General features: G+C 39.3%; 15 protein-coding genes. 8 read left to right on the top strand and 7 right to left on the bottom strand.

Going from position 1 to position 13,908, the window contains the following annotated elements:
• Window positions 1-77 precede the first annotated feature (77 nt).
• The 3 genes from L2672_RS10325 (at window position 78) to L2672_RS10315 (ending at window position 3,237) form a co-directional block, all read left to right on the top strand.
• On the top strand, window positions 78-2,246 hold the full coding sequence (locus L2672_RS10325; RefSeq protein WP_248995770.1) for a M3 family metallopeptidase: 2,169 nt from the start codon (window positions 78-80) through the stop codon (window positions 2,244-2,246).
• Window positions 2,247-2,379: 133 nt separating this feature from the next.
• Window positions 2,380-2,931, top strand: coding sequence for a SixA phosphatase family protein (locus L2672_RS10320; RefSeq protein ID WP_248995769.1), 552 nt, complete (start codon window positions 2,380-2,382; stop codon window positions 2,929-2,931).
• A 21-nt stretch (window positions 2,932-2,952) separates the two neighbouring features.
• Window positions 2,953-3,237: a Rho-binding antiterminator gene (locus L2672_RS10315; protein WP_248995768.1), complete on the top strand. Its 285-nt coding sequence runs from the start codon at window positions 2,953-2,955 to the stop codon at window positions 3,235-3,237.
• A gap of 6 nt (window positions 3,238-3,243) precedes the next feature.
• Here the strand turns inward: L2672_RS10315 and L2672_RS10310 are convergent, their stop codons facing one another.
• Window positions 3,244-4,323, bottom strand: a complete 1,080-nt coding sequence (locus tag L2672_RS10310) for an AI-2E family transporter (protein ID WP_248995767.1) — start codon at window positions 4,321-4,323, stop codon at window positions 3,244-3,246.
• Window positions 4,324-4,367: 44 nt separating this feature from the next.
• Window positions 4,368-4,583: a sulfurtransferase TusA family protein gene (locus tag L2672_RS10305; RefSeq protein ID WP_275975020.1), complete on the bottom strand. Its 216-nt coding sequence runs from the start codon at window positions 4,581-4,583 to the stop codon at window positions 4,368-4,370.
• A gap of 157 nt (window positions 4,584-4,740) precedes the next feature.
• Between L2672_RS10305 and bepA the strand changes: the two genes are divergently transcribed.
• The 4 genes from bepA (at window position 4,741) to L2672_RS10285 (ending at window position 9,031) form a co-directional block, all read left to right on the top strand.
• Window positions 4,741-6,186: a beta-barrel assembly-enhancing protease gene (bepA, locus tag L2672_RS10300; protein ID WP_248995765.1), complete on the top strand. Its 1,446-nt coding sequence runs from the start codon at window positions 4,741-4,743 to the stop codon at window positions 6,184-6,186.
• A gap of 26 nt (window positions 6,187-6,212) precedes the next feature.
• Entirely contained in the window at window positions 6,213-6,566 is a 354-nt protein-coding gene (arsC, locus tag L2672_RS10295; protein WP_248995764.1) for an arsenate reductase (glutaredoxin), read from the top strand.
• A 6-nt stretch (window positions 6,567-6,572) separates the two neighbouring features.
• Window positions 6,573-6,953, top strand: coding sequence for a DUF2069 domain-containing protein (locus tag L2672_RS10290; RefSeq protein WP_248995763.1), 381 nt, complete (start codon window positions 6,573-6,575; stop codon window positions 6,951-6,953).
• A gap of 146 nt (window positions 6,954-7,099) precedes the next feature.
• Window positions 7,100-9,031: a hypothetical protein gene (locus L2672_RS10285; protein WP_248995762.1), complete on the top strand. Its 1,932-nt coding sequence runs from the start codon at window positions 7,100-7,102 to the stop codon at window positions 9,029-9,031.
• A gap of 100 nt (window positions 9,032-9,131) precedes the next feature.
• Here the strand turns inward: L2672_RS10285 and hda are convergent, their stop codons facing one another.
• Both hda and L2672_RS10275 read right to left on the bottom strand, forming a co-directional pair.
• Window positions 9,132-9,842, bottom strand: a complete 711-nt coding sequence (gene hda / locus L2672_RS10280) for a DnaA inactivator Hda (RefSeq protein ID WP_248995761.1) — start codon at window positions 9,840-9,842, stop codon at window positions 9,132-9,134.
• Between the two features lie 72 nt (window positions 9,843-9,914).
• Window positions 9,915-11,003 carry a DUF2066 domain-containing protein gene (locus L2672_RS10275; RefSeq protein WP_248995760.1) on the bottom strand — a complete coding sequence of 363 codons (1,089 nt, stop codon included), beginning with the start codon at window positions 11,001-11,003 and terminating at the stop codon, window positions 9,915-9,917.
• A gap of 145 nt (window positions 11,004-11,148) precedes the next feature.
• Between L2672_RS10275 and L2672_RS10270 the strand changes: the two genes are divergently transcribed.
• Window positions 11,149-12,381 carry a uracil-xanthine permease family protein gene (locus tag L2672_RS10270; RefSeq protein WP_248995759.1) on the top strand — a complete coding sequence of 411 codons (1,233 nt, stop codon included), beginning with the start codon at window positions 11,149-11,151 and terminating at the stop codon, window positions 12,379-12,381.
• A 161-nt stretch (window positions 12,382-12,542) separates the two neighbouring features.
• Here L2672_RS10270 and L2672_RS10265 read toward each other — a convergent pair whose 3' ends face one another.
• The 3 genes from L2672_RS10265 to L2672_RS10255 all read right to left on the bottom strand — a co-directional run bounded on the left by L2672_RS10265 (window position 12,543) and on the right by L2672_RS10255 (window position 13,844).
• Window positions 12,543-12,710 (bottom strand): DUF1289 domain-containing protein, encoded by a 168-nt coding sequence (locus tag L2672_RS10265; protein ID WP_248995758.1) that lies wholly within the window; start codon window positions 12,708-12,710, stop codon window positions 12,543-12,545.
• A 6-nt stretch (window positions 12,711-12,716) separates the two neighbouring features.
• A complete protein-coding gene (locus L2672_RS10260) occupies window positions 12,717-13,067 on the bottom strand; it encodes a VOC family protein (RefSeq protein WP_248995757.1) in 351 nt (116 codons plus the stop codon).
• Between the two features lie 78 nt (window positions 13,068-13,145).
• The gene (locus L2672_RS10255) at window positions 13,146-13,844 is read right to left on the bottom strand and encodes a DUF445 domain-containing protein (protein ID WP_248995756.1); all 699 of its coding nucleotides are present in this window, start codon (window positions 13,842-13,844) and stop codon (window positions 13,146-13,148) included.
• Window positions 13,845-13,908 lie beyond the last annotated feature (64 nt).

Raw genomic sequence — 13,908 nt, 5'->3', positions numbered from 1 at the left:
TTTGAAACACGTAAAATAACCGAGATAAATATCACCGATCTCAACTCGGGAAGTTCAACAAAAAATAAGGAATAACAATGAAGGGAATACCGCTGAAGCCACTCGTCGCGGCAATCACCATTTCACTGACATTAGCAGCCTGTTCAACCACCCCACAGCAAGCAACTAACACAGAGCAAACTCAACAAAATCAACTTGAAGTATCGGCAAATAATCCATTTTTTAAGCCTTATAATACCTTTTTTGGTATACCCGATTTTGACAACATCAAGCCAGAGCATTATCTGCCTGCATTTGAAGCCGGTGTAAAACAGCAGCAACAAGAAATTGCCGCCATTAGCAATAATGCTAAACCAGCAACCTTTGCCAACACCATTGAAGCGATGGAGTTTTCGGGTGATTTACTGAATAAAGTTAGCCGTGTTTTTTATAACTTAACTGGCGCACATACTAATAAAGACTTACAAGATATTGCCAAGATCGTGTCACCAATGCTGTCATCAGCAAGAGATGACATTTACTTAAATGATAAACTTTTCCAACGGGTTAAATCAGTATATGAGCAACAAGAAAGCTTAAATTTAACGGTTTCTGAAGCTAAGCTACTTAATGACACCTATAAATCTTTTACTCGTGGTGGGGCTAATTTATCACCACAAGATAAGCAAAAGTTACGCGATTTAAACGAACAAATAGGCAAACTCAGCATTGAGTATGGTGATAATGTCTTAAAAGAAAATAATGCATTTAAACTGATTATTGATAACCAAGACGATTTGTCTGGATTGCCTCAAGGTGTAATCAATACAGCAGCACAAAAAGCCACAAAACTAGGTCATGATGGAAAATGGGTTTTCACCATACACCGTCCTTCAATCACGCCTTTTTTAACCTACGCTGATAACCGTGATCTTAGAGAAAAAATCTATAAAGCATATGTTAACCAAGCTAATCATAATGATGCCAATGACAATAAAGCTATCTTAGCCACTATAGCAGCGTTACGTTCTGAACGAGCAACCCTAATGGGTTACAACACTCACGCTGATTTCGTGTTAGAAAACCGAACCGCAAAAAATCCTCAAAACGTTTATACACTGCTAGATAGAATTTGGCCTGCTGCAATTAATAAAGCCAAAACAGAAGTCGCAAATATGCAAAGTTTAATTGATGCTGAAGGCGGTGACTTTACATTACAAGCTTGGGACTGGTGGTATTATTCAGACAAGATTCGTGTTGCAAAATACGACTTTAATGAACAGCAAACTAAGCCTTACTTTTCTTTAGAAAGCACATTAGATGGGGTGTTTTATACTGCCAACCGTTTATTTGGTATCACCGTTAAAGAACGTACTGACTTACCAAAGTATCACCCTGATGTGAGAACATGGGAAGTCTATGATAAAGACGGCAGCCTAATGGGGATATTCTTAGGTGATTTCTATGTCCGTGAAACCAAACGTGGTGGCGCATGGATGAATGCTTATCGTCAGCAATACAACATGAATGGTGTTGACTCTAAACCCATTATTGTAAACGTATTAAACTTCCCTCGCCCGACGGCAAGCCGCCCTTCTCTGTTAACCTTTGATGAAGCCAGCACCTTATTCCATGAATTTGGTCACGCATTACATGGTTTACTTTCTGATGTAAAATATCGCTCACAATCAGGTACCAGCGTGCCACGAGATTATGTCGAGTTTCCATCTCAAGTCATGGAAAACTGGATGACACAACCTCAAGTGTTAGCGCAATTTGCTAAGCATTATGAAACCGGTGAAATTATTCCACAAAAATTAGTGGATAAAATTCAAGCGGCAAGTCAATTCAATCAAGGGTTTATTACCGTTGAATATATGGCAGCAACTTATTTAGATTTAGACTGGCATACCCTTAAAAATAATACGGTGCATGATGCGGCTAAATTTGAAGCTGAATCAGTGGCGAAAATGGGTTTATTACCTGAAATTGCTCCTCGTTATAGAAGCACCTATTTCTCACATATTTTTGCCGGAGGCTACTCAGCGGGTTACTACAGTTATTTATGGTCTGAAATTCTCGGAGCTGATGCCTTTGAAGCATTTAAAGAAAATGGCATATTTGACCCAGAAACCGCGCAAAAGTTTAGAGATAATATCCTTTCCAAAGGTGGCAGTGCTGACCCAATGATGCTGTATAAACAGTTCAGAGGAAAAGAAGCCGGTATTGAGCCATTACTTCGCGCACGTGGATTTTTAGCACAATAAACGGTGCATAAAGCGTAAATTAAAACAACATCATCAATGTTGTGCTGATAATAAAGCCCTGTACATCAGGGCTTTATTTTATGTAGATTAGCCAGTATGGTAATAATAACTGCTTTTATATTATGAGAATGATATGAACAAATTTTTAAGCAATTTAGCCCCTTGGTTAATGCTATGCGCCTTAGTGAGTCCTACAACCCTTGCCACAGAATCATCAAGTATCACGCCTCATAAAGTGGCAGAGCAACAGCATAAATGGACATTTATTCTAGTAAGACATGGCGAAAAACTTAAAGAGAAAAACCCAGGCTTAAACCCACAAGGACAAGCCAGAGCCGATCGCTTAGCGCAAATGCTGGCCCATATTCCACTCGACAAAGTATATTCAACTGACTACAAGCGCACGCTTCAAACCGCTGAACCAACAGCATTACACCATAACAAGACCATTGAAATTTATGACCCAAGTGAGTTAGCCGCCTTTACTGAAACGCTAATGACCCGCCCTGGGACATATTTAATTGTTGGCCACGGTAATACCACCATTACACTCGCGAAAAAGCTCAGTTTACAAACCGACGTTGATAAAATGGATTACACAGAAGATTACGACAGATTGTATTTTATTGAAGTCAACCAAATGGGTAATAAACAAACTCATTCAATTTATCGCTTTAGTTACTAACGCCGTGATAGGTAACCCACGATGAAACAGTCTGAGGAGCAAAATATTTTAGCCTGTGAATACCATGACTATATAGAAATCATATGCCTGTATCGTTATAACGTGACAATCACGCTGACAGACAACCGCCTTATTCAAGGGCAGTTTCATACCACGGGTTTTACCACTCACCAACAACATAAATATGAAGTTATTAAAGGGTTTGACGATAACCAACACCCCATTGAAGTGAAATTAACTGAAATAGTGAAGATTGACGTTAACAATCAAAACGCACAGTTTAGTTCAGTGCGTTTTGATTTATGAATCACGTTACTCTAAGTCTAACTTAGGGTTGTTATCCGGCTGATTCGGCCAAGCATTAATTACCGCTTTAACCAACGACGCCAAAGGAATAGCAAAAAACACTCCCCATACACCCCACAACCCACCGAAAACTAATACCGCAGCAATAATCATCACCGGGTGTAAATCCACAGCATCACTGAATAAGATAGGCACTAATAAGTTACCATCTAATGCTTGAATAATGCCGTAGCCTAACATTAAGTAGCCAAACTCAGGACCAATACCCCATTGGACAAATGCAACCAACGCAATAGGTAATGTCACCAAGGTGGCACCGACATAAGGAATGAGCACAGATAATCCCGTCAGAACACCAAGTAAGGCCGAATAACGTAACCCCATGATGGCAAAAAATACGTAACTCACGACACCCACAATAACAATTTCAATCACCTTACCGCGAATGTAATTAAAAATTTGCTGGTCCATTTCGAACCACACTTTACGCGCAAGCCCTCTATTTGCAGGGAAAAACCGCTTACTACCTTCAATCAGCTGTTGTTTATCTTTTAAGAAAAAGAACACCAACAGAGGAACTAAAATCACATATACCATTAAGACTAACAATGATGCTGAAAACCCTAATAGCTGTTTACCAAAATCAAGTAAGTGTTGGGTATCAAGCAACTTCTTGAACTCGTTTAACGAAGCATCAATTTGTTCTGCACTTATAAATTGCGGGTAGTCATTACTTAAATCACGAATAACTAACATGCCTTTATCTAACATGCTAGGTAAATCAGTCACTAAGCTTACTCCTTGTCGCCAAAGACTCGGTATTAAGACTAGAAATAACACCAACATTAAGCCTAAAAATGCCACTAATACAATTGATGCACCTGCGGTTCTATTGATGCCCAATTTGGCCATTTGCGCTACAGGCCACTCTAATAAAAATGCCAGCACTAAGGCGACTAATAATGGCGCAAGCAAGCCTGCGCCAAAATATAAAGTCAGCGTGATACCAATTAGAATAAAGACCAGTGTGATAGCTTGAGGATCACTAAAGCGAGTTGTATACCATTCTTTCAAAAACTCTAACATTACCAAACCTTGTATAAATGAAGAAAAATTAGCCTAACATGTCGTTATTTAGTAATAATTATTGCCATCTGCTGCTTATCTTGCTGCAATAGATCCACCTGATAACCATTATTTTTTGCCCACGCGGGAACATCTCTACGCGAACCAGTGTCAGATAATATAACTTTCAACGCTTCTCCAGAAGTTAATTGTTTCATATGCAATTTTACTTGGACTAAAGGATATGGGCATCGATAAGATGTTAAATTTATATTTTTCATCATTTTGTTACGTTAAATAAACTGCCGCTATTATCCTTAGTTGCATAGAAAACCACAAGCTAACAGAGTAAACTCTTAACCGGTTTTCTCTATAAATTAATCAGTTTAAGGGTGTCGTTTGGGAAAATTAAATTTCACCGGTAAGTCGTTTAAAAAAATGACTAAAACAATCCTAGCAAGCTCGGTGGCGGTGCTGTTTGCTGCAACCATTGCAAAAAGTTTTGCTAACAATGACCTACCTGATTTAGGTACAGCGGCTGTTAATACTTTTAGTCTAGAAAAAGAAACCGTCTACGGTGATGCATATATGCGTGTAATACGCTCATCTGCGCCGGTATTAAATGACCCTGTACTTAATCAATATTTATCTGAGCTAGGTAACAAGCTCGTCGCCCATGCAACAGGGGTTAAAACCCCATTTTACTTCTTCCTACTTAGAAATGACGAAATCAACGCGTTCGCTTTTTTTGGTGGTCATGTAGGTGTTCATACTGGGTTATTTTTGAATGCCAACACCGAAAGTGAATTAGCCTCAGTATTAGCTCACGAAGTCACTCACGTGACTCAACGACATTTAGCACGTTCTTTAGAAGCCCAGCAAAAAAGCTCTACGGCAACCATGGCGGGGTTACTTGGAGCCATTTTATTGACCATTGCAGCTCCGCAAGCAGGTATGGCTGCGCTTGCGACCACCCAAGCATTGGCAACACAATCTAAAATCAATTATACCCGCTTGCATGAAAAAGAAGCGGACCGAATTGGTATGCAAATATTAGTTGATGCTGGATTTGACCCTAACGGTGCATCTGATTTTTTTGCTCAGTTAGCAACTCGGTATCGTTTTACCACTACACCACCGCAAATGCTTTTAACTCACCCATTACCTGAGTCGCGTATTACTGATGCCAGAAACCGAGCGTCACTCTATCCACATCGCTATGTGCCTGATAATTTGAATTACCAGTTAGCAAAAGCCCGTATCCAAGTGCGTTTTTCTAGCTTTAGTGATCAAGCGGCATTATCTTTGTTTAATACTCAATTAAAAAAACGCACCTATACTTTTAAGCAGGCGGCGCAATATGGCAAAGCATTAGCTCTTTTTAGGCTCAAACAATTTGAAGAATCAGAGCAGATTATTGATGAATTATTAGCATTAGATAATGACAACCTGTTTTATATCGATACTAAAACGGATTTATTAGCGCAGAAAAAATCTTATGATGAAGCCATTGCCTTACTTGAATCGCAACGAAAATTAAAACCAACTTCTCAAGTAATCAACGCTAATTTAGCGCATATTTATGTGGAAGCAGGCCAACCTAAAAAAGCCATTCCAATGCTTCAAGATATTATCTTTTTAGATAAACAAAATATCTTACCCTATCAAATTATGAGTGATGCATACCGTAAAATGGGTGACAAAGCGCTTGAACATTATTCAAAAGCCGAAGCTATGGCGTTAATGGCTGACTACAAAGGTGCCATCGATCAATTAAACTATGCTTACAGACATTCAGAAGGAGAGCCATTACAAATCGCTCGAATTGAAGCCAGAATAAGACAGTTTAGAGAAGCTGACAGAAGCCTAGAAGCTTTAAAATAATCCATCCAAACAGAAAAATGAGTACTATGAAAAAAATCACCATTATTCATAACCCACGCTGTTCAAAAAGCCGCGAAACATTAGCCTTAATTGAGCAAAAATCTTCTGACATCGAAATTATCGAATACTTAAAACAGCCACTTGATGCTGCAAAAATTAGCCACATATTGTCACTACTTGGCTTAACAGCCCGCCAACTAATGCGTACCAAAGAAACAGAATATAAAGCCCAACAACTCAACAGTGAAGCGTTAACCGAAGATGAGTTAATTGCTGCAATGGTTAACACCCCCAAGTTAATAGAGCGTCCAATTGTACTTTGCGACGGCAAAGCGGCCATCGGTCGTCCACCTGAGAATGTTTTAGCCATTATTGAGTAACCCTAAATGACCTCTAATACTTTATTTAAGCTTTGTCGTTCAGGTTACATCGCCTTGGTATTGTTGCTGACTGGCTGGTTTATTCAGCAAGGATTGAATGGCACATATTCATTGGCATTTAGTCTTATTTGGATTGTACCGTTATTGTTTCCATTAAAGGGTGTAATACAAGGTAATCCCTATACTTATGCATGGGCAAGCTTCATTCTATGTTTATATCTACTCCATGGGTTAACCTTGGTTTACATTACTGAAACGGCAATCATTTTTGCTGTCATCGAATCTGTACTGATTATGGCTTTACTGGTGGGTTTTCCATTTTATGCCAGAAAAAGAGGTCGCGAATTAGGCCTTGGATTAAAAAAGAAATCAAAAGATAACGGCTAATTTACTCCGCTAGCGTTTAAGCTATCAACTCAACCCTTTAGCATTTTATTAAATGAAAACAAGCGCCTTATGGCGCTTGTTTTATCTTTTCAGCAACATTTCTATCATGCTATAGTCAAATCATAATAACGTTATGGAATTCTATTATGATTATTTTAAACAAGGCATTTCCTGTCATTATATCCGCGTGTGTCCTAACTGCATGTGGTGGCGGTGGTGATGATAGTACTGAAACTCCAGACACAGGGACTCCTATCGTACAGTGTAATGAAGGATTCGAATGGAATATTATAGACGCTGGCAATAATCTTGAGCTGTTTTTAGAGCCCAACTACCAACAAGGCAAACCGAGTGCCATCATTGCCAAGTTTTCTAATCGTGATAGTAAAGACCTTAACTTTGAATGGCAACAACTCACTGGTAGCCCATTAGCATTAGTAAGCAGTCAATCACCAGTGCTAAATTTCACCCCTAATAACAGCGGAGTCTATCAATTTTCGGTTAATGTAACCGGTTCAGGAATCGATATTCAACATGACTTCGAAGTGAATGTCACCGCAGAAAATCAAGTATATTATGGCGTTAATAGCGATCATCAAGTTGTTGAAGGAAATGGGGTTAGTGTCCGTTTGACCAGTGATATTACTCAAGCGACCAACAACACCCAATGGTGTAGTGACTCATCAATAAATCTTAATTTAGACCTGTCGAATGGAAGTAGACCCTTATTTACTGCTCCTACCGTTAGCCAAGATACTATTGTCACTTTAAACGCCACTGCTAATGTCAATGGTCAAACCTATACTGATAACGTCCACCTACTGGTGACCAATGAGTCACCTATTACCTCTGAATACTTTGATTCCCCTGTAGCCAGAACGTATCCCTATAACAATGACTCGCCCTACTCTGCTGCATTATCACAATGTGTATATTCCAATTCCTTGAATGAGAGTTGTGCCATTTCACGTTTACCGCTAATAGGCCAACAAAGAACTGCCCCTACCATTGATGAAATAATGGACAGAGTGATTGTGTCCCATGATTGGATGGGAGCAAACTTCAAACGTTTTTTGATTGAAAAAGATGTTAATAATGACTTTAAAACCTTATTGCAATCAGTAACGGCTGTCGTCATTAGTTACGATGTTAGGCCCTCTTTCTATTGGGTCGTCACAGGTGCAATATACCTAGATCCTAACAATCTGTGGATGACACCAGAACAAAGAGACACCATCAACGAAGCTCCTGATTTTCGAAGTGACTTCGGTAATGACTTACAATTTTTAGTCCCTTGGCGTCATGTTAAAAACAATGATTATGTCTATCGATATTATGATCCTGAAATCCGCGTCAGTCGAACCCTTAACGACTTAACGCCAAGACTGGCCTCTTTGCTTTATCACGAACTGGCTCATGCTAACGACTTTTTCCCTCGCAGTGTTCATGCGCAATTAACGGGCCCAACTCTGTTAGACGATTTTTATCGTCGCGCTAACAACAGTGCTTTGGTTTCTGATCAATTGGCTTTAAATTCACCTCTGCAAAGTAGCGAAATGTACTCTCTTGCTGAAGTTAGCTTCAAAGGTGAAACAGCTAATAATACTCAAAAAGCTTATAAGCCGAGTGATGTCACCAGCTTTTTTAAACCTGATCATGCATCTGACTTTTACAGTTACTCCTCTACTCGTGAAGATGCTGCCATGCTATTTGAAGAAGCATTGATGAGTCACAGATATAATATTTTACGTGATGTGGCAATTACCAATAACCCTGAAAATGCCTCAGGTTCAAATATTATTGTGGACTGGGGACAACGTGGGCGAATTGGTGAGCCAAGTATCAAACCTCGGGCAGAATACGTTATTGATCAAATGCTGCCAGAAGTCGGTAGCCAGCAACTGGTCGATAACTTACCTGCCCCAATTCAAATGGTTGCCGGTAAAACTTGGTTAGAAAACTTAGTATTAATGAGCCCGAGCAATGCAGTAATTCAACAACGTTCAACACCGCAAACGATTCAATCTACCCTCGATGATTCACGCCCACTTGAATTAAGCGGCTCACAACACAGATAAGCCTGCTGTACACCAAAAAGCCTAACTTAGTCAGCTAAGTTAGGCTTTTTAATATGGATACTTAATAAAGGCGGACAAACTTTGTCGGCAATAACTCGAATTACAGCCGTAACATCTCTTTGATAAACGGAATGGTTAGCTTACGCTGATGCACCATAGAGGCTTTATCTAACTTATCTAAAACATCGAATAATGTCCGTAAGTCGCGAGCCATACGAGTTAATAAAAAACGGCCAACCTCATCAGATAATTGTAATCCGCGCATTGCTGCTCGACGTTGCAGTGCCGCAAGCTTTTCATCATCAGCCATCGGTTGCAAGTGATAAATTAAGCCCCATTGCATACGTGATACCAAGTCGGGTAAGGCAAAGTTTGCCTCGGTTGGCGATGCACTCGCACTAACAATAAGACGGCAGTCAGTTTGCTCTTTAACACGATTATATAAGTGAAATATTGCCTCTTCCCAAACAGGGTGCCCTGCTATAGCGTCAATATCATCAATACAAATTAAGTTAAGAGACTCAACACCTTCTAATAATGCGGTAGAAATGCTGGCATGTATTCCAAGCGGTATATAGAGCGTGCGGCGGTCAAGATCATTAGCATGAGCGCAGGCTGCATGCATCAAATGAGTACGACCTGATTTTTGAGGGCCATACAAATACAATGAGGAAGTAGATTGCCCCTCAGCACAGGCTTGTAATTTCTGAATTAACTCGTCATTACCTGACGCCGGATAATAACTATCAAAAGTTTCATCATCCGGTAAATAGACAGGTAAAGATAATTGGCGTGGAGAGGATTGGCTCACTCAAACATTCTCAAAATAAACATAAAGCGTCGTTAATCATACCATAAAGCCTACGCTGACAAAACAAAGCCATTATTGACTTTGCCACTGATAGTTAAGTTTATTAGCTTGATCACCCTGAGGGGCATAATACATATCAACACTGCCTATAGCGTCTATCTGAGTAAACCGATTATCTAAATTCAGTAAACGTTCTAAGTCTTCTATACTACTAAACAATGATAATTTATATGTAATAGTGGCATCATTTAATGCATTGACACTAACCGATTTAACCGCACTTAAACTTTTTAGGTAATCTTCAAGATCAACAACCTGAGCCATACTTGTTACACCAGTAAAACTCACATGTGCAGTTAAATCATTACCTGAAGACTCAATAGCATATTGGCTAATATAATAATCAGCTAACAAAGCAATCATGATATTTGCCGCAGCAGTGGTGTCTGCCGCCACACCTTGACGCATAAAAAGTGGCTGAATATTCATCTCTGTTTGATTGTTATTGTATAAAGTCAGTTTATAACTAATTCGCCCTAATGACTCTTCAATGTCAGCAACCGCAAAATAATCTGCTTTGTATCGATTTGAAGCGGCTTTTATCGGGCTAACAAACATGCCTTTTACATCGGTTGGCGATACCGCCATCAGATCGTCTAAATCCATCAAAGGTAATAATATTGGAATCCCTTTATTACTCGACTCACTCGTCAAGTTATCACGAATTTCATTGTCGCTAATATCAGATAAAATGACTCGGCTGTTATCTTCAACAAATGATAACCATAACAAGGTTAACGGTCTTTGAACGCCCCAAACAGGCTGATCAGCTTGCCTAAGTGTGCGGATAACACCTTGATGATCAAAATTAGCTTTTAATATTAAATTCTCGTCTTCTTGAGTATAACCATACTGAATCAATAACAATTCAGGGTTGTCAATTTGAGCTTTGATTAAAGGATGAAGAACAACACTTGGTTTGCCTGAGTTTTTCAAAAAAACACTGGCTAAGGCTTCCTTTAATGCCTCTTGTCGTAATTTAGATGAACGAGACTCAACCACAATGTTAGCTTCGTCTAAGTTTGCCACTTCATCGGCAAAAGCAGGTAAATGAAAAGCAAACGTTAATAATACAATAATATTTAGGAATTTTTTTAGCATTAGGTGACATAAACGCAATAAAAATAAGTATGTGAAGTGTAACATAATAAAAAACTGACGAGTATGGTCACTGCCACTCTTTTTAATAGTTTATAATATCGAACAATAATAATTATCAATTGAACATCAGCCACAGGATTTATCAATGAAACACTTATTTATACCGCTTCAAGGGGCACAAATGCTATTTGTTGCCTTTGGGGCACTCGTATTAATGCCTTTACTTACTGGTCTTGATACCAGTGTTGCACTATTTACTGCAGGTATAGGTACCTTGTTGTTTCAGCTTATAACCAAGCGACAAGTCCCCATTTTTCTGGCATCTTCTTTTGCGTTTACCGCCCCTATTCTTTATGGCGTACAAACCTGGGGAATTGCTTCCACAATGGGGGGATTAATGGTCGCAGGTTTAGTTTACGTGTTACTCGGAATCACTGTTAAAGTGCGCGGAGCTGGCTTTATCCATAAGCTTCTACCTCCAGTAGTTGTAGGGCCTGTGATTATGATTATTGGCCTCGGGCTTGCGCCTATGTCCGTTAATATGGCACTGGGTAAAACGGGTGACGGTGCAGTGCAGTTAATCAATGCTGATACTGCATTAATCATTTCACTGGCGTCGTTAATTACCACTATTTTGGTGGCTTCACTGGCTAAAGGTATCGCGAGATTAATGCCAATATTAGCCGGTATAATTGTTGGATACAGTTTAAGTTTATTTTTTGGTGTAGTGGACTTTACCGCCGTAAACCAAGCAGCATGGCTTTCTGTGCCTAACTTTGTTGCCCCTGAATTCAATTGGCATGCCATTTTATTTATGATCCCAGTTGCCATTGCACCCGCAGTTGAGCACATAGGAGATATTTTAGCTATTTCAAATGTTACTGGAAAAGATTACATGAAAAAGCCCGGGCTTCATCGCACTTTAGCCGGTGACGGTGTAGCAACCATGGCCGCATCTGCTTTCGGTGGCCCACCAAATACCACTTATTCGGAAGTTACCGGTGCAGTAACATTAACCCGATGTTTTGATCCAAGAATCATGACTTGGACAGCCATCACCGCAATTGTTCTCGCGTTTGTCGGTAAATTAGGTGCCTTACTTCAAACTATTCCAGTGCCGGTGATGGGTGGCATTATGTGTCTTTTATTTGGCTCTATCGCCGCGGTAGGATTGAATACCCTAATTCGAAATCAAGTTGATTTGTCAGAGCCTCGTAACTTAAGTATTGTTGCGGTAACACTGGTGTTTGGTATTGGTGGTATGGCATTTGGTATTGGATCATTTAGCCTTACCGGTATTAGCCTTTGCGGGTTAATTGCCATCTTATTAAATCTTCTTTTACCTAAAACAACTGACGATCATAAAGCGGCTCATTAAAGTAAAATGAAGACAACACAATGAGGCTATTGGCTTAATAGCCTCATTGTCGTTAATGCGAATGTGGTTAACACGAATGTGATTAATGGAAAGTTAGCGTAACTTTTATTGATAATCTTATTTGTACTCTAATGTGTAATTGCTCAAAACTCTAGCTGACACTATTTACTCTGAGATGCGCGTTCAGCCAATTGTTTAATGATCTTCATTTTTTGTTCGTGAGTCATGTGATGCCACGCTAAAATCTCCTCTAGCGTTCGACGACACCCCAAACAAACATCATTTTCATCTAAACAGCAGTGCCTGATACAAGGCGATGCTATAGTCACTAGGTTTTACTCAGACCACACGGCAAACTCATTGCCGTTAGTGTCTAAAAAGTGAAATCTTCGTCCACCTGGAAACTCAAATATATTCTTTGAAATCGTTCCACCACTGGTGGTTATCGCCTGTTGAGTTTCAGATAAGTTTTCACTGTATATCACAATAAGAGGTGAACCATTTGCTAATGAAAATGATTGGGTTGTTTCATAAAAACCACCATCAATGCCCACATCTAAAAAGCAACTGTATTGCGGTCCATAATCTTTAAATTGCCAATTAAACACCGTCGAAAAAAACTGCTTTGACTGTGCTAAGTTGATGACAGGAATTTCAAGATAATTGATATGATGATGCGCTGACATAATGTAATCCGCAAAAAAAAAGACTACTTGCAGTATAGCAAATAGTCTTTTAATTGGATGATTTAAGCTTTAAACAGGCTATTTTAGTATAGCTGCAATAGCACCAATTAAACCGCCAAATACCCCGCCCCAAATCACTAACCAGCCTAAATGCTTTTTAATCATATCTTGGACAATTTGTTTCACAAGCTGCGGAGTAAGCTCCTCTAGTCGTTGTTCGACAATATTGTCAACTTTAGCTCTAATGTCAGCGATAACATCTGGCTGCTCTAATTCATTGATTAGTATTTGTTTAAAGTCATCGCTTTCTGATAGCTCAACCAGTTGTTGCTTCATTTTTTCTATAAATGGGTCTTTCAACGGTGTTAACGCCTCTGTGCCACCAAACATCGCTAGCATGCCGCCTAAAGAAGATTGTTCAACGGTATTCACTAAAGCATCAAACGATGGTGCCAAGTCAACTTTGTCGATTACCGGTGCTAAATCAATCGCTTTACTGTCAGCAACGTTCAGAAATCGGTCAATATTTTCTTGAGTAAAAAATTGCTCCATCATTAAATGTTTGATACCGGCTTTAAATTCTTCAAAACGATTTGGAACAACCCCTGAACCATACAAGCCTGGGACTTTTTCGAATAACATATGGATTGCTAACCAGTTAGTTATCGCTCCAGATAAAGCAAATAGTCCTATAGTAAACAGCATCATTTGGTCAGCCAAATAACCAACAATAACTAAAGTGGCAGCCAATAAATTGGTAATCAAACTTTTAGACAATCTCATTCTCCCGCTAAAAAATCGCCGTATTTTAACAGTAAATGATAAAAATGCGTCAATAAAT

Source organism: Shewanella gaetbuli (genome assembly GCF_023284065.1).
Classification (GTDB): Bacteria; Pseudomonadota; Gammaproteobacteria; order Enterobacterales; family Shewanellaceae; genus Shewanella; species Shewanella gaetbuli.
The sequence above is the reverse complement of the archived record's forward strand: the minus strand, read 5'-3'. Positions and strand labels throughout refer to the sequence as shown.

Bases quoted from the DNA above. Each gene is read 5' to 3' on its own strand.
- L2672_RS10315 (WP_248995768.1), top strand. From the start codon at position 2,953: ATGAAACAGTCTGAGGAGCAAAATATTTTAGCCTGTGAATACCATGAC.
- L2672_RS10325 (WP_248995770.1), top strand. From the start codon at position 78: ATGAAGGGAATACCGCTGAAGCCACTCGTCGCGGCAATCACCATTTCA.
- L2672_RS10260 (WP_248995757.1), bottom strand. From the start codon at position 13,067: ATGTCAGCGCATCATCATATCAATTATCTTGAAATTCCTGTCATCAAC.
- L2672_RS10320 (WP_248995769.1), top strand. From the start codon at position 2,380: ATGAACAAATTTTTAAGCAATTTAGCCCCTTGGTTAATGCTATGCGCC.
- L2672_RS10290 (WP_248995763.1), top strand. From the start codon at position 6,573: ATGACCTCTAATACTTTATTTAAGCTTTGTCGTTCAGGTTACATCGCC.
- L2672_RS10270 (WP_248995759.1), top strand. From the start codon at position 11,149: ATGAAACACTTATTTATACCGCTTCAAGGGGCACAAATGCTATTTGTT.
- arsC (WP_248995764.1), top strand. From the start codon at position 6,213: ATGAAAAAAATCACCATTATTCATAACCCACGCTGTTCAAAAAGCCGC.
- L2672_RS10310 (WP_248995767.1), bottom strand. From the start codon at position 4,323: ATGTTAGAGTTTTTGAAAGAATGGTATACAACTCGCTTTAGTGATCCT.
- bepA (WP_248995765.1), top strand. From the start codon at position 4,741: ATGACTAAAACAATCCTAGCAAGCTCGGTGGCGGTGCTGTTTGCTGCA.
- L2672_RS10285 (WP_248995762.1), top strand. From the start codon at position 7,100: ATGATTATTTTAAACAAGGCATTTCCTGTCATTATATCCGCGTGTGTC.
- L2672_RS10305 (WP_275975020.1), bottom strand. From the start codon at position 4,583: ATGAAAAATATAAATTTAACATCTTATCGATGCCCATATCCTTTAGTC.
- L2672_RS10275 (WP_248995760.1), bottom strand. From the start codon at position 11,003: ATGCTAAAAAAATTCCTAAATATTATTGTATTATTAACGTTTGCTTTT.